Here is a 22,704-nt window from a genome sequence, read left to right as displayed (position 1 = left end):
AAAGTACAAGACAGGCCAGGTCTGCCGCCTTCTTTTATAAAGGGAAAAAGCGGCCCGGCTTTAGTTCGGAGCTCAACCAACGCAGTAAAGCAATTACAGTAAAGGAGGTATTATGAGGCGAAATGTACGCGCAGGAATGGAACGGACCACCGGTTTCAGCCTGCCGCTCTTTTCCGACGACGAACTCGAGGAAATCCACGGCGCGACCCTGGAAATTCTCGAACACACCGGGGTCTTCGTTGAAAGCGAAGAGGCCCTGGCTGTATTCGAAGAAGGAGGTGCAAAAATCAACAGGGAGACGAAAATCGTCAAACTTCCGCCCTACCTGGTGGAGGACGCCATTCGTACTGCTCCCTCAAAACTTTTCCTTGCCGGCAGAGATCCGAAAAATGACATCATTCTCGAAGGAGGCCGGGTAGGCTTCACGACCTTCGGCGAAGGCGTCAAGGTCAGGGATATCGAAACCGGTGAAATCAAGGCGCCGACCAAGGAAGATGTCGGCAATGCCGCAAAACTCGCCGACGCCATGGAGATGGTCGACATCTATGAACGGGCGGTAGGGGCCCACGAAGTGCCCCAGGTGGTGGGCCAGCTCCACAACGCCGAAGCCACGTTCAACAACACGTCAAAACATGTCACCATGGGTCCTTTTGACGGATACCAGCTGGAAAAAATTGTTGAGATGGCCGCTGAGATTTCCGGCGGCATGGACAAGCTCCAGGAACGGCCGCTGGTAACCTTTATCACCTGTCCCGTCAGCCCGTTGAAACTGGTCCAGGATACCTGTGAAGTGATAATGGGCTCGGCCAAAACAGGAATGGCGGTCAACATCCTGTCGATGGCCATGTCGGGGGGATCGTCCCCCGTCACCCTTGCCGGCACCCTGGTCAATCACAACGCCGAAGTGCTGGCGGGCGTGACCCTGAGCCAGCTTACCCAGAAAGGTGCGAAGGTCATCTACGGCAGCTCCACCACGGCAATGGACCTGAGGCTGGCAAGCGCTTCGGTTGGATCGCCTGAATGCGCAATGATCAGCGCGGCGGTGGCGAGACTTGCCAGATATTACATGCTGCCCAGCTTTGTCGCTGGCAGCTAGGCTGACAGCAAAATTTCCGATGCCCAGGTTGGTCATGAAAAAACCCTCACAGCCCTGTTACCGGCATTGGCAGGTGCCAATGTCATCTACGGCTTGGGTATGATCGAATCAGGCATGACTTTTGACTTCGCCCAGTTGGTAATGGACAACGAATTCGCCAAAATGATCCGTCAGGTTGTAAAGGGAATCAAGGTGAACGACGACACCCTGGCGGTAGATGCCACCCGGGAAGTCGGACAGTTCAAGGATTTCCTGACCCATCCTTCAACGTTCAAGCATATGAAAGAACAGTCCCAGCCAGCGATAATCGACAGGAAGGGACGGGACAAATGGGAAAGTAGCGGCTCGTTGTCCCTTTACGACAGAGCCCTGAACAAAGCACGCGATATTCTGGCCAACCACAAGCCTCTGCCGCTGCCGGATGAAGTCAGGGAAAAAATCCGGATGATAGTCAAGAACGCAGAGAAAGAGAAAGGAGTACAGCCATATGAGTAAGATATTTTCCCGATACGGGGACGGGACTCCATTTGAAACGACCGAAAAGGAATTGATGGAAGATCTCGTGGCCGGTACCCAGGACGCGGCAGAGAGAGGGAAAATAGATCCCTTGAGCCAGGACGATCTGGACCATATCGCCGACATCATGAAATGCCGCTATACCGCGGTGGGGGTCGACCCCGGCTATGAATGTGTTCTGACCTACGACGGCGCGCCGATCAAGCTGATCCGCACCAACGTCAACGTCGACAGGCTCCAGGCCCTGCAGATCTATGAAAAGCTGATGGGTGCTGACACCCTTGAAATGGGTTTTGTCGATTACAGCTACAAACCGATCAAACACATCGTCACCTATGAACAGCCGCTGATGGAACAGGCGCTGCTGTCGACCACGGCACCCATCATCTACGGGGCGCAGCCCAACCTCGGCTTGTACTCCCAGCCGGACGGCCCGTTCCCGAACCCCGCGGAGCTGCTCCCGGCCGGAAGGATAGCCGAGGCCAAAGAGTCGTACGAAAAAGCGGTGGAAGAAGCGGTACGCGACATGGTCTACGTCGCCAGCGCCATGTATGAATCGGGCGCCGACGGCATCATCCTCGATACGGTGGGTGCCGCAGGCGACGCCGACGCCCTGGCCGGTCTTAAGACCGCGCAGATTCTCAAGGCAAAATATCCCGACATCAGCATAGAGATGGGAATGGCCGGAGAATTCGTACTGGGCATGCACGGCAGCCTCGAATTCGAAGGCGTCCGGCTCGCCGGTCTGTACAATCACCAGATGCTGGAGCTTGCCGAGCAGGTCGGGGTCGATATTTTCGGTACGGTAATGAATACCAACACCACTGAAAGCGCCGCCTGGAATCTGGCCAGGGCGATCACCTTCACCAAGTCGTGTACCGACATTGCCAAGATACCGATTCACGCCAACATGGGCATGGGGGTCGGCGGGGTAACCGTTAACGACCACACCCCGATCGACATAACCTCGAAAGCTTCCAAGGCGATGGTTGAGGTCTGTCGACTCGACGGGTTGTAGGTAGGGGTAGGCGATCCCCTGGGAATGGCAATTACTCACGCAATAGCTTCAGGCATGGGCGGAATGCGAGCGGCCGGAGATCTGGTTGCCCGAATGCAAATGGCCAAAGCTATGAAAATTGGTGATGCCAAGAAATATGTCGCGGAAAGGCTCGGAGTCTCCATAGCCGATCTCACCGATCCGATCATCATGACCGAAGTTCGCAATGACCTCAAACTTGGAACGCTTCATGCCGGCGCAAGGAGCGCCAAGGGTATCGAGGCAAAACATAACATTGCCGAACTTCTTGATCTCGACATCAACTGCGTGAGAAATTTCAAGAGCAACACAACAAGGTAATCGAGCACATGAATAACAAGGAATTACAAGAACTGCGCTCCTCTTATGTTTCCAATGCCCACACCAGTTCCACCTCCGCATATGTGGAATCGGCCTCGGGAGCGATAGTCAGGGACGTGGAAGGAAACGAATACATTGACTTCGCCGGCGGTATCGGGGTGATGAACATCGGACACTGCCACCCGAAGGTAGTCAAGGCGGTCCAGGAGCAGGCCGGAAAATTTTTTCATACCTGTTTCATGGTCCATCCCTACAGTTCGGCGGTGCTTCTCGCTGAGAAACTGTGCAAGGCGGTTCCCGGGACCTCAGACAAGAAGGCGATTTTTTTGAGCACCGGCGCTGAAGCCGTCGAAAACGCGGTTAAAATTGCGCGCTATCACACCAAGCGCACCGGCATCATCGTCTTTGACAACGCCTATCACGGCAGAACACTTCTGACCATGAGCATGACCGCCAAGGTCAAGCCGTACAAGTACGGTTTCGGTCCTTTTGCCCCGGAAATCTACCGTGCGCCTTTTGGTGACATCGACGCCTTTAAAAAGCTCCTGGTAACCGGAGTAGCGCCGGAAGATGTCGCCGCCGTCATCGCTGAACCCGTTCAGGGCGAAGGCGGCTTCATCGCCGCCCCTGAAGGGTATTTCCAGGAACTTGCTGCCATCTGCAAGGAACACGGCATCCTCTTTGTAGCCGACGAAATCCAGAGCGGTATGGGCCGGACTGGGAAAATGTTTGCCATAGAACATTGGGACGTGGAGCCGGACCTCATGACAGTTGCCAAAAGCCTGGCGGCGGGAATGCCTCTTAGCGCGGTGGTCGGGAAGGCGGAGATCATGGACGCGGTTCACGGAGCGGGCCTTGGAGGCACATACAGCGGCAACCCGCTGGCATGCGCTGCAGGACTTGCAGTCATGGAGATCTTCGAGGAAGAAGAGATGGTCGCAAAAGCAAAAATACTCGGCGACAAACTGCTTGAGAGGTTCTCAAGCTGGCAGCAGAAGTTTGACTGCGTCGGCGAGGTTCGCGGACTGGGGGCCATGCTCGGCATTGCCCTGACCAATGAAGACGGAACTCCTGCGCCTGAAAAAGCCAAGGCTCTGGTCGACCACTGTTTTAAAAATAACCTAGTGATTCTTGCTTGCGGTATTTACGGAAATGTGATTCGGGTCCTGACCCCGTTCGTCATTTCCGACGATACGCTTGAAAAAGGTTTCTCGATAATGGAAGAGGGGTTGAAGACCTTGTAAACAATCGCCAGAACTCTCTTACGAGCCGTCCCGATTCCGAAATATTTCTCCCCCACGTAGATATATCAGGTTTCGGGACGGCCGCTTTCTCACCATCGCCTGCAATCCGCCGGCGCCCCTCCAATCCAGCCCTGCCATCGGCAGTTCCGCCACGCCGCCACAACCGTCGTTTCTGCCGGAAAAGTGTCCCCCCGCGGTATTTCACCCCCTGTCCCACAAGATAGATACATTCATCTTATGTAAAAATCGTGATCAGATCTGACACTTTCTGATATTGCGGCTCAACTTGATCTGACATTTCCTGAAAAACAGTTTCCAAGATTTACAGGAAGAACAAGATGAACCATCCTTTTCTCATCACTGGTTAACCTTATCAGGGAGCATCTAAACCCTTTTCCTCCTCAACACCTAATTGATTCACTGCCCAGGAGTGCATCATTTCAAGAATCGGAAAAGCAGTTTTCCCAAGCTCTGTAAGATCATATTCAACACGGGGCGGGACCTCCGGGTAAACGGTCCTCACCACCAGACCGTCCCGTTCCAGCTCTTTCAGCTGCTGCGTCAACATCTTCTGACTCACCCCGGGTACTATTCTCTCCAGTTCCTTATACCGCTTGGTTCCTTCATTTAGATGCCACAACATCAAGCATTTCCATTTTCCGCTAAGCATATCCATGGATACTTCCACCGGGCAATGGTAATCCTTCTTTTTCCACTGGATCATGTTCTCCAATCCTTTTTTTCAAAAAAAATTTCCTTCAGAAAGCTCCGAAACCAGTCATTTCGAACCAAAAGGTTCGTGTCGAACAAAATAGTGCCTTCTTGTTCCGTCAATTCAGTTGGTTATCTTTTACCATGTTCGAAACAGTCATAAACTAACCACAACAAGAGGAGATAACAATGACATACCCAAGAACATTTTCCCACATCGGGTTATCTGTAACTGACTTAGAAAAAGCTGTAGAATTTTACACCAAAGTGCTTGGCTGGTACGTAATTATGCCTCCCACTGAGGTTGTATCAGACGATTCGGCAATTGGCATAATGTGCGATGATGTTTTCGGTAAAGGCTGGGATCGTTTTAAGATTGCCCACCTTTCAACCGGTGATAAGATCGGCGTGGAAATCTTTGAGTTCAAAAACGCTGAATTAAGAGAAGACAACTTTGAATTTTGGAAGAATGGAGTATTCCACTTCGCCGTTCAGGACCCGGATATCGAAGGCTTGGTAGCTAAAATTGTAGAACATGGTGGTAAGCAGAGGATGCCGATACATGAATACTACCCGGGAGATAAGCCATACAGGATGGTTTATTGCGAAGATCCTTTCGGCAACATCTTCGAACTCTACTCACACAGTTACGAATTAACCTACTCTGCCGGTGCTTATCAGGATAAGCTGTAAATAACCTAAAACGAACCCTGTAAGAATGCAGGGTTCGTTTCTTCTTAAACTTAATATTATTTGTTATAACAATAAGCCTATCTGCCAATGGTTAATTGAAGGAGATTTCCTGTATTTATAAGGGTGCCAAGAACATGGAATGAGACTGACCGGAGTTCATGAACGTTGTTAGGCAATCTGTATAATATCACAACAGTATCGTGTCGTGGCAGGTTGAGGTTCTAACTGGTCAAAAAAAATCAAACAACTATTGTAATAGGAATCAAAGCTGGTATAGGTAGGAAGCTTTGTTTCTGTAGAAGATGTTGCAATTAAATCGATACTTGAAAGATAGGATATGTAACCAGCTATGTCGACAGAAGAAAATATATGCCCTCAATGCAGTTCCCCTTATGCTTACTCAGATGGACATCTTTTGATTTGCCCAGAATGCGGTCATGAATGGAGTCCGGAAGCGGTTTCCTCTGAATCTTCTTGTGATTCGGCGCAGTTTGTTGATGCTCATGGCACCGTGTTGGAAAATGGTGATACTGTGACTGTTGTTAAAGATCTTAAAGCTGGTAAAGACACAATTAAATCAGGAACTAAAGTGAAAGGGATTCGTCTATTGGATGAGCCGGTCAATGGCCATGATATTTCTTGCAAAGTTCCAGGTATAGGTTCGATGTATCTGAAATGCTCTGTTGTTAAGAAGGCATAGACTCCTCGTTGATCCCCTTCACTTGAATAGTGATACTATCTGTTTTGATCAGGTTACAGGATTTTAGCCATATTGGTTATATCGCTACCTGCAAGAGAGCGCCGGGTTTCAACCATGACTTGGTAGGAACACTAATCTTAGACTGTTTTGTTGAGATTGAAAATGTTTCCTGAACCCTCAAGGATGAGCAGACTGACCTCAGTTTGAAGTTGTTCCTGTCCAGGTCGATCCCGACCCCATCCATTCGAATCACCTCCTGAGGTATAATTGATTAAGGCACTTATGCCGAGAATCTCAACCACAGGAGGTTTATCACGAAAGTCTCACAGGCTGTCGATTTTAATCTGCAGTACTACCGCGCCAACTCGAAAAAAAAATACGGTCAAGACAAGTGAGTTTGTCCTCTCCAAGTTTGCGACTCGGTTCCGTGATCGAGAACTCGCCAGAATCTCTCAGGAGGAAGTACTGGATTTTCTCTTAAACTTGACCAAAGACAACAAGCAGGCGACGAAAAGAAATCGCTATTCAGTCCTCTCATCTTTTTACAATTTCAGTATCAACACGGGCCTGCCGTCTCTCTCTAATCCCTGCAATACCACAGTCATTAAGAAAATTTTCAAACGCCCACCACCCATTCAATGGCAGATCGTCGATAAGGACACCATTGATGAAATTATCTTCCGGACCACAGACAAGCGTAACCGGCTTATGCTGGAACTTATGGCTCGGGGAGGTATGAGGGGGGGCGGGGAGGTCTTGAATCTCACACCAAACGATGTCCTGGAGTGCTCACTGGCCATTCAGAACCCTAAAAGTGGAAAAAAACAGAGACGGTTTATGTTCCACGAAAAATCCTGGGAAGGTTAAATCAGTATATCCAGGCCAACGGAGTCAACCAGAACAGCCGGATCTTTCTTATCTCTTATGTCGCCGCCTGGTCAATGGTAAAAAAGGCTGGACAGCTTGTCGGTATCGAATTGAAGCGCCATGACCTCAAGCGTCATGCAGCAACGTATGCATCACAGTCAGGAACACCAATAGAGATCGTCAGCAAGGTCATTCTGAGGCATGCTGACCTTTCCACAACTCAGAGGTATCACGGAAAGGTGAACGATGCTGAGGCTATCAGGTGGATAGAAACACTATACGGGTAGGTTTACTCTATAAGGGCGGGGAGTACCCCTCATCCTTGAGAGCAACAGGAAGAAGGTAAACAGGTGTACTGATAGGATATTCAGAACTTCAATGTGGCAATATTAATCGCGGTGTTGACCAGCGCCATGGGCAGCGCGAGCAAGCTTCGCTTGGTTGTGGTGGCCACGGTGTCTGGTCAAGCTCCTGGTTCTGGCGTGAAGCAACGGGGCCAGGGGCTTGACGAAGTCAGCACCGCGATTCACGGCGACCCAGACGCCGTGAACGTCTGAGGCCAGCGGCGACCGTGCGAAGGGCGCGACTTTTTGCGCAAACAAAAAGCGTGCGCGAGCCGGACGTCCGCTGTGGCGATTTGTTATGTGACGTCCAACCCATCATTTTCTTCTCATTTCATCATTATGAGTTGATGCCCGGAAGTATGGAATAAAATACGTCAGCCAAATATTGACAGCCCAACTACAAATGCCCAGTCAATTACCGCCGGTACTTCACCAGTCAAATATCTGTAACCGATGGATGCCAACAAACCCCACGCCAAAACTCCTAATACAAACGCAAGCAGGCTAATAAATTTCCCAGCTTCATTCGGAGCCATTTTTCTCTTAGTGGGCTTCATCAGTCACATAACGCCGCAAGTTGCGGCAAGCTTTGCTTGTCCGCAACCTTGCCTTGTTAGCTTTTTATAGTGGCTCAATTTTGATGTTTTTCTCCGCTTCCTTCATGTAATTCATAATTTCACTTACACTTGTTGGAGCATACAAGCGAATTAAAATTGCCCAGTTCTCAACGACACCAATGTTATTAATTTTGCCGGGAGCATTAAAGTGGAAAGTATAGCTTCCATCTTTATTGGGTGTCGCAGTAGTGTTGTTCAAAGCAAAATTTTCTTTCACTATCCAGCCTTTTTCATCATATGTGGTTACCGAAAAGAAGCCGCCTTTATCATAGTTTAGCGGCGGTGCTGGCAGCGTAATTTTACTTGGCGCGCCACCTTTTACTTTTCCTGTGGGCTGTATTGTATTCAGATACGCTGCATCCTTGATGGGTAGGCCAAAAATGCCCACGGCAGAAGCAATCAAGAATTGAGTTTCGTCAACTTCATCTTTAGTGCCGAAATAAAACTCTGGCTTGTCGGCTTCAGCCATACGAGCCTTAAGAGCGGCTCGTTTTTTATCAAGGCTTTCTGTTTCAAAGCCTTTCGCTTGATAGGCATTTGAAGAATTGCTGTTGATGATCACACTATCTTGATGATGGTGTGCTTCTTTATAGCCTTCCTCGTCGAGTGAGCGTACTCCAGTTCGCATGTTTAAAAACAAATGATTGCCAAGCGCTACATCTTTAGGGGTAAATGTTTTTTGTTCTCCTGGGTATATTGAAGCAATGGTGTACTGGTTTTCATCGATAACCTGAATCACTGAGAAAACATCCCATTCAGGATTAATCAAGGTTACTCCTTGTGAAATATCGACCACGGCATGACTGTACATGACATCACGGTTTTCACGCACCACAAACTGATTGTTGATGCTCGACATTTCCCGAGAGTGCCTAAAGGTATTTACGGCATGCTCTTTCGAATGATTGGCCATGTATAAATCAGTTTCGGCGATGGTGAAGTTTCTTTCATCTACGATGATTTCGCCTTTTGAATTGTACTCGTAAGCATATGAAGGTTTGTGTTCGGTGTTTGCACAGCTAGCTATCCCTGTGGCTATTAATATTGATACTAAATGAACAATTAGTTTTCTCATATTTTTCTCCTTTTATTTATGTGGAACGCAAAGCTAACGAGTCTGTAGAATAAGCCGTTTTTGTAGTCCGAAATTTTCCAGCACCCCAGAATTTCAAAATTTGAGATAACGCATCGGAGTACAACATATGTCTACTAATCAATGAATTGATTGATATTAATCAGAAGGCTGTTTTTCAAACATATCGACGCTGACATATTCCTGTAATTACAACATTATCATGCTGCCAAATGTCTTCTGATCAATGACCGTATTAATAGCTGTTAATTGCTTCGGATATAAAAGAAGAAAGCTGGCTGCTTGCCTTTGTATAATTAGCTAGTTTAGTAGCTACATAAATAATTCCTAAAAGCATTAAAAATAAAATTGCTGCATAGGAATATAAAAGTATTAAATTGTAATTATACAAGAAATTCAGGGCAAATACCACTAGAATAGTGGTAAGAATTAACATTAAAGGGAAAAATATTAGAACGTCATTTAATAGAATAATATTTGTTAATTTTTTTCCATTATGATTATCTTTACCACCATAGACAACAGGGCATATTTTATGTTCCCAAGAGTAAATATTTTCTCCTGTTAATTTATTTAGTTTCTTTTCTATATTTCCTATTGTGTTGCCTATCACATAAATTTGAAATAATTCGTTGATAGCAAATGAACTAATTAGAAGTATTATTGGTACTGCAGGAACTGATATAATATTAAGAACATTGGTAATATTTTGGGTTAAAATTGCTGGATCTTTTGAGTTTGATATTGTCTGAAATAATTCTGTAGTGGATAATCCAAATATTGACAAAGATCCTGTCATAATTGATGTAAAATATGACAGATAGCCTTTAAATTTTCTTAGCTGGATTTTGTGAGTATTTTTTTCACTCCAAAGGTTGTTGTATTCACCAAGTAACAATTCAGGGTTGTCCATTTTGTTTTCCTTTACAATTAAGATAGACCAGCCAGTTACCCGACCGCCCTCTCACAGATCCCTGCGTGCGGTTTTCTCGCACAGGGCTCCTCAGTATAGTTCGCTTCGTACAAGCGCAAAGTTATTTCCAATATCCTATAATTCGAGGACGCGGCACCTTGAAATATGATAGCATTTCCTTAAAACCCGTCCAGTTACAGCTTTTCTTTTGTGTACGCCTATTCAACCACTTAAACACTGTCAGGCATGCCAGACGATAGAACTTGTACAGCAAGTCATAGTTTCCCCTGACTCCATAATAGTTGAAGTGTCCTTGCAGCTTTTGACACAGTTTCGTGAACAATGCGGCTGTTCCGACCTTGCTGCGGTCTTTCTTGATCCAACTAAGGATTGCCGCCAAGGCTAACCGGAATTTTTTCTTCGATGTACGCATCATCACGAGCGGTTTGCCTGTCCTGCTCAAGCCCCAGCGAAATTCGAAACCGAGGAAAGTAAAGCTCCTGTTGTCCTTCGTCTCAAAACGGGTGAGCTTGATCACCTGCGTCTTTTCTAAGGACAACTCCAGCTTGAACTTACCCAAGCGTTTTCCCAGGACTTTGGAGAATCGCCGTTCATCTTCCCTATACTGAAAGCAGCAGACAAAATCATCTGCGAACCTCATCGGCATGACATCCCCTTTGCAGCGCGGTTTGACGATCTTCTCAAACCACAGATCAAGCGCGTAATGGAGATAGATGTTGGCGAGTACAGCAGAAATGACACCGCCTTGAGGAGTACCGGTCGTCGGGTAGATCACCTGCCCGTCTTCCTCTAGGATGCCAGCCTTCAACCATTTCCGAATCAGACCAAGAAAAGCTTGATCATTGATTCGTTGTTCCAGCATCTTCAATAGCCAATCATGGTCTATGTGGTCAAAGAACCCTTTGATATCAGCATCAACTACCCAGCCAAACCGTCCCCTATGCAGCCTTTGGCTCAGTTCAAGGGCGGCTCGCTGTGGACCTTTACCACGTCGATATCCGTGGCTGCAGGAAAGAAAATCCTGCTCGTATATAGCTGACAGAATCAGAGCTGCCGCAGTCTGTACCAGCTTGTCGCCAATTACCGGTATACCTAGCGGACGTTGTTTCCCGCCAGGTTTCGGAATATTCCGGCGTCGTACCAGCTTCGCCTTGTAACGCTTCCCTTTCAGGGATGTCGCCAGATTGCTTACATTTCCTGATAGATCAGCTGTAAAGGCTGTCCAATCGACCGCATCAACACCAGGTGCGGCCTTTCGGTTCATCTGTGGAAAGCACCATGTCAGGTTCTTACTGTTTAATAAACTGTAAAGGTTACCGAATTGGTGTTTTGGATCTTCCTTTCCTCTCTTTGCTATTCCCCGCAGTGAGGTTTGCATATGTTTATCAGCCTGTCTTATCTGCATATGTTTCCTTGGCGGACTACACAATACCGTCATTTCCTTCCCCATGTGAACGGCCCTACCGTCTCAGAGTAGTATGGAATGATCTGACTCCCTTCAACCCGTTGGACGCTCTTCTTGCGGTTGACACGTCCTACCTTTACTTCATTGCAAGGAGGTGGAAGGGGCTCCCAAGTTCCTGATGCTTCTCTCATTGCATGCCACGCTCTTGGACCCCGGCAGTCCCTCGGAAATCTCACCATGGCGATTCCTTTGTACTGGCTTCCGAATTGTTAAGATCGTCGCCAACTGCTTTTATATAACTAACGAGGCTGAATCACTTAAAGGAGGTACGTCTCCCTTGCGGCCTGCAATGTTCCCTGTGTACGCTTCACGACTGTTGTTCGCCAACAAGGCTCCGCGAGTCGCGCAACACTCGGTACGGGCTGGTGGTTAACCTTTACCCGATTGGGACTTCCTGCCACAGGAACGGAGGCAGGGCACCCTATAAGAAGCACCAAGCTGCGCTTGGCGCACTAACAAGTTATTCTCTGGTTTCCCTATAGCTCCAGAAAACAGAAATTATTGACAACGTGAAATCAACAAGTTATCCTCTTTTTTTGCTGTATATCATGAAAGATTCACTGGATATCAGCTTAACAGGATAACATTCATGTTGCAAATCCCTGCTCAAATTACCAAGCAATTCGGGACCTATATCTGTCAACAAGGGATTCCTACCGGTCATCTAGGTATTACTTGAAGTGGATGCGCTACTACCTTGATTTTTGCCATAAGTATCACTTCGAACAAGGAACAGGCAAAAGCTTGTCTGCCTTTCTGAAAAAGCTCGATGAGAAGAAACAATCAGTGCAGTTCAAAAAACAGGCAGAACAGGCTGTTCGATTATATTTTGCGTGGGTTCAGTCCACGCAAAAACAACAGGATTTCAAGGGTAAAGACAAGCCCCCGCGACCTACTTCTATTTCACCTAACACATACAGTGATAATCGTCAAGAATACAAATCGTTAGAGATTACACCTCGCCAACCAGAAGGCTTCACAACTAAGAAGAAACCTAGCCTGCAAAAAGGAGCAGACTGGACCGGAGTATTTGCGGACTTAAACAATACCATTCGTGTTCGCCATTATTCTCGTGCAACTTTGAAAACATATACTAATTGGGTGAGAAAATTCCAGGCATTTACAGAGAGTAAAGATCCATCTTTACTGGGTACTAAGGATGTAAAGCAATTTCTCACATCGCTTGCTGTACAAAAGCAAGTCGCCGTCTCAACACAAAATCAAGCCTTTAACGCATTATTGTTCTTTTACCGTCACGTCCTTGGTAAAGCGCAAACCATATATACCTGTGGCTCTCAGCCGAGAGGAAATTGACCGCATTGTAGATAATCTCAAGATGCCTTATCGCCTGATCATCAGTCTTATGTACGGATGTGGACTCCGCGTCTCTGAATGCATTTCACTTCGCGTCAATAATTTTAACTTTGACATGAAGATCCTCACCATACATGACGGCAAAGGTAAGAAGGATAGAACGGTACCTATTCCGGATTCTCTGTTCAACCAGCTTTCAACTCAACTGCAAAGGGTCATCGCCCTACATGAGGAAGATTGTCGGTTGGGATATTCCGGTGTCTTTTTGCCAAACCAACTTGAAACAAAGTATAAAAATGCAGCACGTGAACTTGTCTGGCAGTGGTTCTTTCCTGCAAAACAGCTGACTACCGTTGAAAAAAGCGGTGAACTGAGACGTTATCACGTGCATGAGTCGCTTTTGCAAAAATCACTCAGAACAGCTGTAAATAAGTCACATATTCCCAAAAGAGTCACCTCGCACACATTTAGGCATTCATTTGCCAGTCACCTTCTCCAGGCTAATTATGATATCCGTACCATTCAGGAACTGATGGGACACTCTGATGTGAGGACAACCATGATCTACACTCACACCGTGAAAAGTACGACAAAGAAAGAGGCAAAAAGTCCACTGGATTTTTAATATTTCCACCGGCAGTAATACCGTAGATATGGTTGTTTGTTGAAAAGATGTTTCCTGAAAATCTTGGAGCAACCGGTTAATGGTGGTTGTCAGGTCAGTTTAAGTCTCATCAATCCTGTGTGTCAGATCGAGTCCGGATTTCTATATCTTATACAAGAGGATAAAGGGTCGAGCTAGTTTCATAAATTCCAATTGTCACTGCCGCAAGGATGTGATGGCAGAGCAGTCTCCCCCATGATTTGTGGCCGTCCAAAACAGATCCCGCCTGGAATTCAGGGTGAAAAACGGGTATACCGACAGAAAGGACCTCACTGCGCCGGTTACCGTCCGCAAAAAAGATAGACAGACAGCCGCGACATCGGTCATAACGGGACAACATGGAAAAACCAGACAGCACCATTGCAGACAGGGAGTATCTTGCAGGAGATGACCTCGGCAAGCTCGGCTTTCTCCTTGATTCGTCTTCGTTTTTCTACAGGAGACATCCGCATCAGGGACTGCGCTCACATATCTTCGAGATATTGTCGGCAAAAGACGTGGATACAGAATCTGTTGGGCAGATGGATCCGGATCTTGGCATACGGCTGTACCCCAGGGCCAGACCCAGATATATGCTGCGTATATTGCGAAAACGTTTTACAGCCCTTGATGACGTCCTGGAGGAAGTGCGGCTATACAAGCTCATCCTGCACTATCTGGGACCGGATTTCATCGCCCTTTCCACCGAATGCATAGTCGAGTGCCAGGGGGAGGAGAAAGCCAAAATCATGTTGTGCGGCGTTCAGGAATACGTTTCAGGGGTCAAGATCAGCCCCTGGAACTTGACAGGCAGACACCCTCTGGCAACATGTTTTGAGACCACCTGCCGCACCAGGGGCGAACTTGCGGACAGAGTCGCCAGAGCAACCGGATCGGTAGCCATTTTCATCAACAGGATACGCCGGATGATCGCTGAAGTCGGCTACATTCCGGACATAGCCGGCAACGGTAATCTTATCGTGACCCCGTCGGGTAAAATCAAGATCGTCGATATAAACAACGTGGTCCCGGTCCGGTTTGATGAGTCGATATTCCTTGATGACAGGGGCTATCCGGCTTGCGATAAAGCCATCGAGGCGCTGTCGCTTTTCGAACGGAAAATAGTCGGCAGCACGAAGTTTCTGCCTGACGGTCTCTACCAACACTTTCTCGCACCGGAAAGAGTCGACAAGGTAAACAGAGTGGCCGAGCAGTTTCATCAAAAATTCAGGGATCCCGGTTCCTGGCAATCTCCGGCATAACCGGCGATCGATCCCACCGCCGGCTGTCAAGCCGCAAGCCGGCCAGTATCACTCGATTCCCCTTGGGGCTGCAGCCGGGGTCAGGGTTTCATTTTCGGCAGATCGGCCACCGGAGTACCGTTCTCCCCGGCAAGGGGGAAGCAGAGGGTGAATGTCGTTCCCCGCTCCTGTTCCGAGCTCACCTCGATATACCCCTTATGCGCCTCGACAACCTCCTTAACGAGGGCCAGGCCGAGCCCCGAACCGGTAATGTGACGGGTCGCCTTCCCCTTTACCCGGTAAAACCGGTCAAATATATGGGGCAGATCATCCTTGCTTATCCCGATCCCGGTGTCCTTCACCATGAGGTTGACAAATCCGCCGTTAAACGAGGTGGAAACATCTATATTCCCTTTTTCCGGAGTGTATTTGATGCTGTTGGAGACAATGTTCATGATCGCCGTACGCATGTGGTCATAATCGACGTTGAACCACCACGGCTCGGCGGACGGCTCATAATGTATGGAGATTTCCTTGCCCTCCGCCTGGGGGGCGGCAATTTCAAGGACGTCGCGGATAATATCCTGTCCGCGCACAGGCTCGAGATTAAAAACCACGGTCCCGCTTTCCAGCTTGGACAGGTTGAGAAGATTATCAATAAGCCGCAACAGATCCCTTGTCCGGGTGGTCATCCGGCAATGGAGGGCATGGCAGGAACTCTGCGCCTCATATTCGCATCCCACCTGCAGGGCGTAGATCATCTGTTCAACCGATGCCAGCGGCGATTTCAACTCGTGGGCGACCATCGCTACGAAATCGGACTTCATCCGGTCAATCTCTTTATGGGCGCTGATGTCGAGAAAGGTGGTAACCGAACCGATAACCTTGCTCTGCTCCGTCACCACCGGGGAGCAGTAGGCGCGCAGGTGCTTTCTCGATATCGCCCCGGGGGTAAACTCCCGGCTCACCTCCTTGCAGTAGCTGATCGCCTCGGTTACCATTGAAACCGCCGCCGCATCATGGATGGAGTCTGCGAGATGCTTGCCGATTACCGGATCGGTCTGGATTTCCAGCAGCCGTATTGCCGCCGGGTTGTGCAGCACTACGACACCGTGTGCATCGGTGATAAGGACAGCTTCGGACATACTCCTGAATATCGTTTTCAGACGACTCCTGGATTTATCTATGGCGATCAGCCCCTTCTCTCTTTCTTCCCGGAGCCGCTCGGTCTCCTCGCGCATGCGGATTTTTTCCACGGCCTTGTCGACGACGATCCTGATATAATCCGGGGTAAAGGGTTTGCCGACGAAGTCGAACGCGCCCTGTTTCATTGCCGTAACCGCCTTGGTAACAGTGGCAAACCCGGTTATGACAATAACCTGGATATGCGGTTGATTTTCCCGGATCCATTCAAGCACCGCAAACCCGTCAAGCCCCGGCATCATCAGATCCGTGAGAACGATATCGAAATCGTGTTCGCCGAGCAGTTCAAGCCCTCGCTTGCCGTCTTCGGCCTTGACGACTTCGTAGCCTTTCTTGCCCAGAGCCCGCTCGACCCCTTCACGGATTACCTTTTCATCATCCACCACCAGTACCCGTACGGTATCCATAATCATCTTCCTGCCAGAAAGGTGCAACTCCCCCCTGGCATCCGCCCCGGTATCTCAAACAACCGTCAGCGGATGCCGCCCCCTATATGTTTTCCGCTGCTACTTCAACCAGCTCTTGATCAGGTCAAGCAGCTCTTTCGGCTCCACGGGTTTGGGCATATAGTCCTCCGCCTCGCTTTCAAGCATATCCCTGTGGGTGTACTGGCTGGTCGTCACCCTCTCTGCTACGGCGGTGAGCAGGATTATCGGGATATTGGCGGTTTCCGGGTTCTTTTTCAGTTCGGCGCAAGCCTCATGGCCATTCATGACCGGCATCATCACATCAAGCACGATCAGGTCGGGCTTTTCTTCGGCTACAGCCTCCAGTCCCTCTTTCCCGTCATAGGCGACCCGGACATCGTAGCCGCCGACCTCAACGATTACCCGTACGGCTTCTACAAAATCGGGGTCATCGTCTACCAGCAGTACCTTTTTTCTCTCAGCCATATTTGCCTCCGTTTCATTGCTTGATTTGAGTTCTCTCTTTGTTCCGGATCATTACCGACTCTTCACTGGACCAGCGGCCGCGGCAACAGTCCTGCCCCGCCGATGATCTCCTCGAGTTTCTCCTCCCATTCTATGGCCATCACGTGCACTCCGGCAATACCTTCCATCTCTTTGAGTTCCTGGATTTGCTCGATACACATTTCGATCCCCTTGGCCGCCTGTTTTTCTTTGGGCTCCGCAGCGATCCGGTCGACCACTTCATCAGGAATATCGATGCCCGCCACCATCCTGCGCATGAACTTCGCCATCCCTGCGGATTTAAGCGGCGTAACCCCGGCGAGAATCTTCACCCTTTCGTGCAGGTTCTCCCTCTTGGCCAGCTCCAGGTACTTTTTAAATTTCTCCATGTTGTAAATGCACTGGGTCTGGACAAAATCGGCGCCCGCATCAGCCTTCATCTTAAACCGGGGAACCCTTATTTCAAAAGGGTCGGCGAACGGATTGACCGCACACCCTATGAAGAATTTCGGTGCACCCTCCAGCTTGTCTCCCGACGGGAATATCCCTTCGTCCCGCATCGTCTTTGCCAGATGTATAAGCTGCATCGAATCGATATCGAAAACATTTTTCGCCTGGGGATCATCACCGAACTTCTGATGGTCGCCCGACAGGCAGAGAAGGTTCCTTACCCCCAGCGCCGATGCGCCCAGCAGGTCCGACTGCAGCGCAATCCTGTTCCGGTCGCGGACCACCATCTGTATCAGGGGCTCGATCCCCTGCTCTTTGATCAGCATGCAGCCGGCCAGCGAACTCATCCTGACAACGGAAGTCTGATTGTCGGTCACGTTGCAGGCGTCCACGTTACCCTTGACCAGCGCGGCCTTTTTCCGGACGATATCCGGGTCGGCACCCCGGGGAGGACCGCATTCCGCGGTTACCGAAAAGTGCCCCGCCGCCAGTACCTTTTCAAGATTGCTTCCCGATTTCATCAGATCATGTCCTCCCTAATAATTCGGCGAGGGCCGCCATCCCTTGATGAATCCCATCCCTTATAGGGTTTGAGCTTGGTATAGTTCTCCATCTGGCCCAGTTTTTTCAGACGGTCGATGATGAGCTGCCATCCGCACGCGGTGTCCTTACCCACTTCACAGATACCGTTGACAGACCCTCCGCAGGGACCGTGAAAAAGAGACTTGGCGCAGCGGGTGACCGGGCAGATTCCTCCGGTCAGGTGCAGCACGCAGTCGCCGCACCCCTGGCACCTCTCACTCCACTCTCCCTGGCGCTCGGTGACCCCGAGAAATCCGGTATTGATCCCTGGCAACAGAGGAGTTGCACTGAACTTTTCAGCCAGAAACTGGATTCCGGCGCCACAGGCTATGGACACCACCGCGTCAAAATCTCCCACATAGGGTCGCATCTGCTCCACATATTCAGGGTCGCACTGTCTCTCAAGACTCACCTCCTTGATGGTCAGGGGACGGCCAGCGGCCTCCCTGGCAAGCCGCAGCGTAGACGAGAGCACCTGAACCTCCTTTTCCCCTCCCACCCGGCACACGGTGACACACCCATGGCAGCCGGCGACGATGATGTTGTCATACGGCTCGATCATCTCCAGAATTTCATCAATCGGTTTTGGTGTACCGGTAATCATGTCGCTTCCTCCCTGGTTACAGCTGAACCCTGTTTCGCTCGAACCACATTGATAGGGCTGGGCCCAAGTTTTCGGATCTGTTCCACAAACTCATTGGTGTATTCCGCGAATTTGGATCCTTCCCCGGCACTGAGGTTAAACATGCGGATCCGGTCCGGCCCTATCCTGATGGTGTCAAGAATCCCGTAAACCCTCTTGACCCGGGCACGCGCCCGGATATTACCCGAAACATAGTGACAATCCCCTTCCAGGCATCCTATGACCATCACTCCGTCGGCGCCGTTTTCAAAAGCCTTCAACAGCAGAGACTCATCTATCCGGCCGGTACATGGCAACATGACGATCGATATCGCCGGCGGATATGCTCTTCTTTCCGAACCTGCCAGGTCCGCGGCGGAATACGCTCAGTGGCGACAGGCAAAGACCATCACATTTGGTGAGAAATCGGTCATTTTTCCTCCTATTGTTTGCCTCTTCTTCCGGTTCAGCCGTTATTGTAGGCTGCAATCTTGGCCTCAAGGTTTCTGTCGTCATAACGCCCCAGGTGGATGGTCTTTGCCGGACACTCAGCGACGCAGATACCGCACCCCTGGCACAGGGCCGGATTGATCTCGGCGGCGTGGTCCTCGTTAATGAACGGCACCCCGTAGGGACAAGCCCTCACACAGGTGAGACAGACCGCGCAGTTGGCCGGGTCGACGACCGACACCACCCCCGACATCTTCAGGCTCCTGCGGGAAAGAAGCGTTGCCGCCCGGGCTACCGCCGCCTGGGCCTGGACGATGGTTTCGCTGCTGCTTTTGGGACCGTGGGCGGTACCGGCCATGAACAGCCCCTCGCTTGAAAGATCCACCGGCCTGAGCTTGGCGTGGGCCTCGATGAAAAACCCGGCTTCGTTGCGGGGAACCCGCAGCATCGAGGCGAGCTCCTCGGTATCCCTGGGCACCATGCCGGTGGACAGCACCAGCAGGTCGGGCCAGATCTTCACCGGAAGCCTGATCGAGGGATCGGTTACCCGCACCTCTATCCCGCTCTCCGTCACCTCTATCTCCGGACTGTCGTTTTCAGGATCGAACCGGATAAAGTTCACCCCGGCCAGCCGCGCCCTGCGGTAGTCAATCTCGCCAAGCCCGTAACAGCGCATATCCCGGTACAATACGTCCACCCGCGCCTCCGGATAGAGCTCCACAAGACGCAGACTGTTACGAACAGCCTGGTTGCAGCAGATCCTCGAACAGTAGGGCAGGTGTTGTTCACACCTGGAGCCGGCGCACTGCACCATCACCACCTGCAGCCTGCGCCAATCTTCTGCTCTGGAGGTCTCAAGGGCCCTGCCGAATTCGGTCTGGGTCATGACCAAGTCGTGGTCACCCAGTGAGTATATTTGCGGCCGATACTCCCTTGCGCCGGTGGCGATGAGAATTGCGCCGTGCTTAAGCGTTCTCGTGGCCCCGGTGGGCAAGCCGATCTCGGTCTCAAAGGAGCCGACGAACCCGCTCTGCTCCACCACCTCGCTGGAGAGAAATAACCTGATCGCGGGTTCCTCGCCGATCCGCCGTTCAAGCTCGGCCAGCAGCCCGGAAAATTCCCTGCCGTTCTCACTTCTGCTCAGATGGCGCAACTGCCCGCCCAGATGCGGCTCGCGTTCTACCAGATAGACGCCGAACCCCTGCCTGGCGGCCTCAATGGCGGCCGTCATTCCGGCGACACCGCCGCCGATGACGAGCAGACGCGAATCGACATCGAACTCCATCTCCTTGAGCGGCTCCGCCGCGGAAGCGTTGGCTACCGCCATCCGTGTCAGCCGTTTTGATTTTTCCGTAGCCATTTTCGGATCATCGGGATGCACCCAGCTGCACTGATCCCTGATATTGGCCATATCAAAAAAATATTTATTCAGCCCCGCCTGCTGCAGGGTCGACATAAAGAGCGGTTCATGGGTAGAAGGAGAACATGCCGAAGTCACCACCCGGTTGAGCCGGTGTTCTCTGATAATCTCTTTCATCCGCTCCTGGGAATCCTGGGAGCAGGTATAGAGCGGATGTTCGGCATATACCACCCCAGGCAGGCTTCTGGCATATTCAACCACCGCCTCCACATCGACAACCGAGGCGATGTTGGTGCCGCAGTGACAGATAAAAACCCCGATTCTCAGCTCCTCGTCCTCGGCAACCACTCGTTCCGGCGGCAGCTCCTGCCTGGTAACAAGAGTGTTGCGCGCCCTTGCCAGTGAAGCGGACGCCGCCTCCGCGGCCCCGCTTGCCTCACACACCGTTTCGGGGATATCCTTAGGCCCGTTGACCGCTCCGCTGACGAATATTCCCGGTCTGCTGGTTGCCAGGGGCTGATAACAGTCGGTTTTGACGAAGCCATAGCTGTCCAGGTCGATGGCCAGGGTATGCGCCAGCTCTTTTACCTTTTCAGGCACCTGGATGCCGACGGAAAGCACGACCATATCGAAGACTTCACGCTGCCTTGTGCCGCCCTGGTCCACGTAACGCAGTTCCAGGTCTCCGGTCACCGGGTCTTCAAATATCCTGCTCACCATCGCCCTGACAAACCTGATGCCGTGTTCCCGGGCCCGATCGACATAGGTGTCGAAATTTTTACCGAACGAGCGCATATCGATATAAAAGATTGTGGGCTCTATGGCTCCGTCATGCTCCTTGGCGATAAAAGCTTCCTTGGTCGCATACATGCAGCAGACGGAAGAACAGTAATCCCGGTTACAGCTATGATCGCGGGAACCAACACACTGAATCCAGGCTATTTTCTTCGGATGGCTGCCGTCACCGGGACGCTTGACACACCCCGACGTGGGACCGGACGCCGACAGTAGCCGCTCGAACTCTATGGAGGTGACCACGTTGGCGTAGAGCCCGTAGCCGAATTCACCGCGGACCGATGCATCAAACACCTCGATTCCCGGAGAAAATATCACCGACCCGACCTCGACCACGCTGCTGGTCTCGACGTGATCGTAGTGGATCGCGCCTACCCCGCAGACCGTGGCACAGGTTCCGCAGCTGCCGCTGTTGAGGCAAACGCAACTGCGGCTGTCTATCACCGGGACCCGGGGAACCGCCTGGGGATAGTGAATATTTACCGGCTTTCTGCCATTGAGTCCTTCGTTGAAGCTGTTTGCCAGAATACGCGGATCTTTGTTGGTGACCTTGTCTATCGACAGGTAGTCAACCGGGCACGTCGACACGCATGCTCCGCAGACCTGGCAGATGTCGACCCCGGCCTCGATTCCTTCTTCAACCAGCTTCAGGGCGGAGATATCCATCACCTTGTCACAGACAATGGCGCAGAGCCCGCACCTGATGCAGCTTCCCCGGGATTCTTCTGCAAAATGTTTGGCAAGCAGCCGGGATCGCTCGCCGACAGCTGCTCCGATGCTTTTGTCAAGCCCCGGGGCCTCATCCACCCTGACGGCATCAAAGGCCGCCGGACACGCGACGTAACACGCCCCGCAGCCGGTACATCTGTTCTGGTCAATGGACGCTGTCTCTTTTTTTTGCCATGACACCGCCCCGTGCAGACAGGCTTTGTAGCAGCCGCCGCACTTGCCGCACGCTTGTTCGTCAACGCTGAACTTCCACTTGAAAAGCGAGGTGGGTTGAGGAGCTGAGCGGCCGGCAATTACCCTTTTTTCCTGTGGACGAAGCTTTTTTTTCTTTTGTCCCTCTTCCGCCGGCGGGTGGAAATAGGAGAGATGGGTAACCGGACAAACCATCTCACAGAGTCCGCAGCCGGTGCAGGTGTCTATGTCGACATAGCGGGCATGACGAACGATGGTCGCCTTGAAGTCACCGGCGTCGCCTGTCAGCGCAACGACCTCGCTATGGGTCAACAATTCAATATTACGATGACGTCCGACTTCGACGAGCTTTGGAGAGACAATACACATCGAACAGTCGTTGGTAGGAAAGGTCTTGTCCAACTGGGCCATCTTGCCGCCGATCGCCGGTGAACTCTCGACGAGATAAACCTTCATCCCGGCGTTGGCCAGGTCAAGCGACGACTGCATCCCGCTGATTCCACCGCCGATAACCAGAACGGCGCCTGTGGGAGTCACTCTGTTTTCAGAAAATTGTTCTCGGTCTCCTTTCATGG

17 protein-coding genes and 2 pseudogenes are annotated in these 22,704 nt (G+C 50.8%); 9 read left to right on the top strand and 10 right to left on the bottom strand.

Annotation, left to right across the window (positions count from 1 at the left end):
• Positions 1-112 precede the first annotated feature (112 nt).
• The 3 genes and pseudogenes from mttB to gabT all read left to right on the top strand — a co-directional run bounded on the left by mttB (position 113) and on the right by gabT (position 4,213).
• Positions 113-1,591, top strand: a pseudogene (gene mttB / locus BLQ17_RS23100) ([trimethylamine--corrinoid protein] Co-methyltransferase).
• Positions 1,584-2,969 (top strand): annotated as a pseudogene (mtbB, locus tag BLQ17_RS04015) ([dimethylamine--corrinoid protein] Co-methyltransferase). Before mttB ends, mtbB begins: the two co-directional pseudogenes overlap by 8 nt.
• 8 nt (positions 2,970-2,977) lie before the next feature.
• Positions 2,978-4,213 (top strand): 4-aminobutyrate--2-oxoglutarate transaminase, encoded by a 1,236-nt coding sequence (gene gabT / locus BLQ17_RS04005; RefSeq protein ID WP_092220022.1) that lies wholly within the window; start codon positions 2,978-2,980, stop codon positions 4,211-4,213.
• A 373-nt stretch (positions 4,214-4,586) separates the two neighbouring features.
• On the opposite strand, the gene BLQ17_RS04000 is transcribed toward gabT, so the two are convergent.
• A complete protein-coding gene (locus BLQ17_RS04000; protein ID WP_092220020.1) occupies positions 4,587-4,937 on the bottom strand; it encodes a winged helix-turn-helix transcriptional regulator in 351 nt (116 codons plus the stop codon).
• Between the two features lie 176 nt (positions 4,938-5,113).
• Here BLQ17_RS04000 and BLQ17_RS03995 point away from each other — a divergent pair, with 176 nt between their 5' ends.
• The 3 genes from BLQ17_RS03995 (at position 5,114) to BLQ17_RS23480 (ending at position 7,471) form a co-directional block, all read left to right on the top strand.
• A complete protein-coding gene (locus BLQ17_RS03995) occupies positions 5,114-5,617 on the top strand; it encodes a lactoylglutathione lyase family protein (protein ID WP_092220018.1) in 504 nt (167 codons plus the stop codon).
• A 349-nt stretch (positions 5,618-5,966) separates the two neighbouring features.
• Positions 5,967-6,317 (top strand): zinc ribbon domain-containing protein YjdM, encoded by a 351-nt coding sequence (locus BLQ17_RS03990; RefSeq protein WP_092220016.1) that lies wholly within the window; start codon positions 5,967-5,969, stop codon positions 6,315-6,317.
• Between the two features lie 851 nt (positions 6,318-7,168).
• Positions 7,169-7,471: a tyrosine-type recombinase/integrase gene (locus tag BLQ17_RS23480; RefSeq protein WP_342674178.1), complete on the top strand. Its 303-nt coding sequence runs from the start codon at positions 7,169-7,171 to the stop codon at positions 7,469-7,471.
• Between the two features lie 678 nt (positions 7,472-8,149).
• On the opposite strand, the gene BLQ17_RS03975 is transcribed toward BLQ17_RS23480, so the two are convergent.
• The 3 genes from BLQ17_RS03975 to ltrA all read right to left on the bottom strand — a co-directional run bounded on the left by BLQ17_RS03975 (position 8,150) and on the right by ltrA (position 11,577).
• A complete protein-coding gene (locus BLQ17_RS03975) occupies positions 8,150-9,220 on the bottom strand; it encodes a DUF1254 domain-containing protein (RefSeq protein WP_092220013.1) in 1,071 nt (356 codons plus the stop codon).
• A gap of 253 nt (positions 9,221-9,473) precedes the next feature.
• Positions 9,474-10,151: a hypothetical protein gene (locus BLQ17_RS03970; protein ID WP_092220011.1), complete on the bottom strand. Its 678-nt coding sequence runs from the start codon at positions 10,149-10,151 to the stop codon at positions 9,474-9,476.
• A 121-nt stretch (positions 10,152-10,272) separates the two neighbouring features.
• Entirely contained in the window at positions 10,273-11,577 is a 1,305-nt protein-coding gene (gene ltrA / locus BLQ17_RS03965) for a group II intron reverse transcriptase/maturase (protein ID WP_218121714.1), read from the bottom strand.
• 744 nt (positions 11,578-12,321) lie between these two features.
• Between ltrA and BLQ17_RS22840 the strand changes: the two genes are divergently transcribed.
• From BLQ17_RS22840 to BLQ17_RS03955, 3 genes are all read left to right on the top strand, one after another.
• Positions 12,322-12,951 (top strand): site-specific integrase, encoded by a 630-nt coding sequence (locus BLQ17_RS22840; protein ID WP_218121713.1) that lies wholly within the window; start codon positions 12,322-12,324, stop codon positions 12,949-12,951.
• Complete coding sequence (locus BLQ17_RS22835; protein WP_245694982.1) at positions 12,926-13,576, top strand: integron integrase; 651 nt, start codon at positions 12,926-12,928, stop codon at positions 13,574-13,576. The genes BLQ17_RS22840 and BLQ17_RS22835 overlap by 26 nt, the downstream gene beginning before the upstream one ends.
• A gap of 377 nt (positions 13,577-13,953) precedes the next feature.
• Positions 13,954-14,856, top strand: coding sequence for a hypothetical protein (locus BLQ17_RS03955; RefSeq protein ID WP_092220009.1), 903 nt, complete (start codon positions 13,954-13,956; stop codon positions 14,854-14,856).
• Between the two features lie 80 nt (positions 14,857-14,936).
• Here the strand turns inward: BLQ17_RS03955 and BLQ17_RS03950 are convergent, their stop codons facing one another.
• From BLQ17_RS03950 to BLQ17_RS03925, 6 genes are all read right to left on the bottom strand, one after another.
• Entirely contained in the window at positions 14,937-16,445 is a 1,509-nt protein-coding gene (locus BLQ17_RS03950) for a hybrid sensor histidine kinase/response regulator (RefSeq protein ID WP_176761073.1), read from the bottom strand.
• A 99-nt stretch (positions 16,446-16,544) separates the two neighbouring features.
• On the bottom strand, positions 16,545-16,931 hold the full coding sequence (locus BLQ17_RS03945; protein WP_092220006.1) for a response regulator: 387 nt from the start codon (positions 16,929-16,931) through the stop codon (positions 16,545-16,547).
• A gap of 62 nt (positions 16,932-16,993) precedes the next feature.
• On the bottom strand, positions 16,994-17,920 hold the full coding sequence (locus tag BLQ17_RS03940) for a methylenetetrahydrofolate reductase (RefSeq protein ID WP_092220004.1): 927 nt from the start codon (positions 17,918-17,920) through the stop codon (positions 16,994-16,996).
• On the bottom strand, positions 17,920-18,585 hold the full coding sequence (locus tag BLQ17_RS03935) for a methylenetetrahydrofolate reductase C-terminal domain-containing protein (RefSeq protein ID WP_092220002.1): 666 nt from the start codon (positions 18,583-18,585) through the stop codon (positions 17,920-17,922). Before BLQ17_RS03935 ends, BLQ17_RS03940 begins: the two co-directional genes overlap by 1 nt.
• Positions 18,582-19,037 carry a hydrogenase iron-sulfur subunit gene (locus tag BLQ17_RS03930; RefSeq protein WP_092220000.1) on the bottom strand — a complete coding sequence of 152 codons (456 nt, stop codon included), beginning with the start codon at positions 19,035-19,037 and terminating at the stop codon, positions 18,582-18,584. Before BLQ17_RS03930 ends, BLQ17_RS03935 begins: the two co-directional genes overlap by 4 nt.
• A gap of 32 nt (positions 19,038-19,069) precedes the next feature.
• Entirely contained in the window at positions 19,070-22,702 is a 3,633-nt protein-coding gene (locus tag BLQ17_RS03925) for an FAD-dependent oxidoreductase (RefSeq protein ID WP_092219998.1), read from the bottom strand.
• Positions 22,703-22,704: the final 2 nt, after the last annotated feature.

This window comes from Desulforhopalus singaporensis, from assembly GCF_900104445.1.
Classification (GTDB): domain Bacteria; phylum Desulfobacterota; class Desulfobulbia; order Desulfobulbales; family Desulfocapsaceae; genus Desulforhopalus_A; species Desulforhopalus_A singaporensis.
Note: the sequence above shows the minus strand (reverse complement) of the source record. Positions and strands in the feature narration are given on the sequence as shown.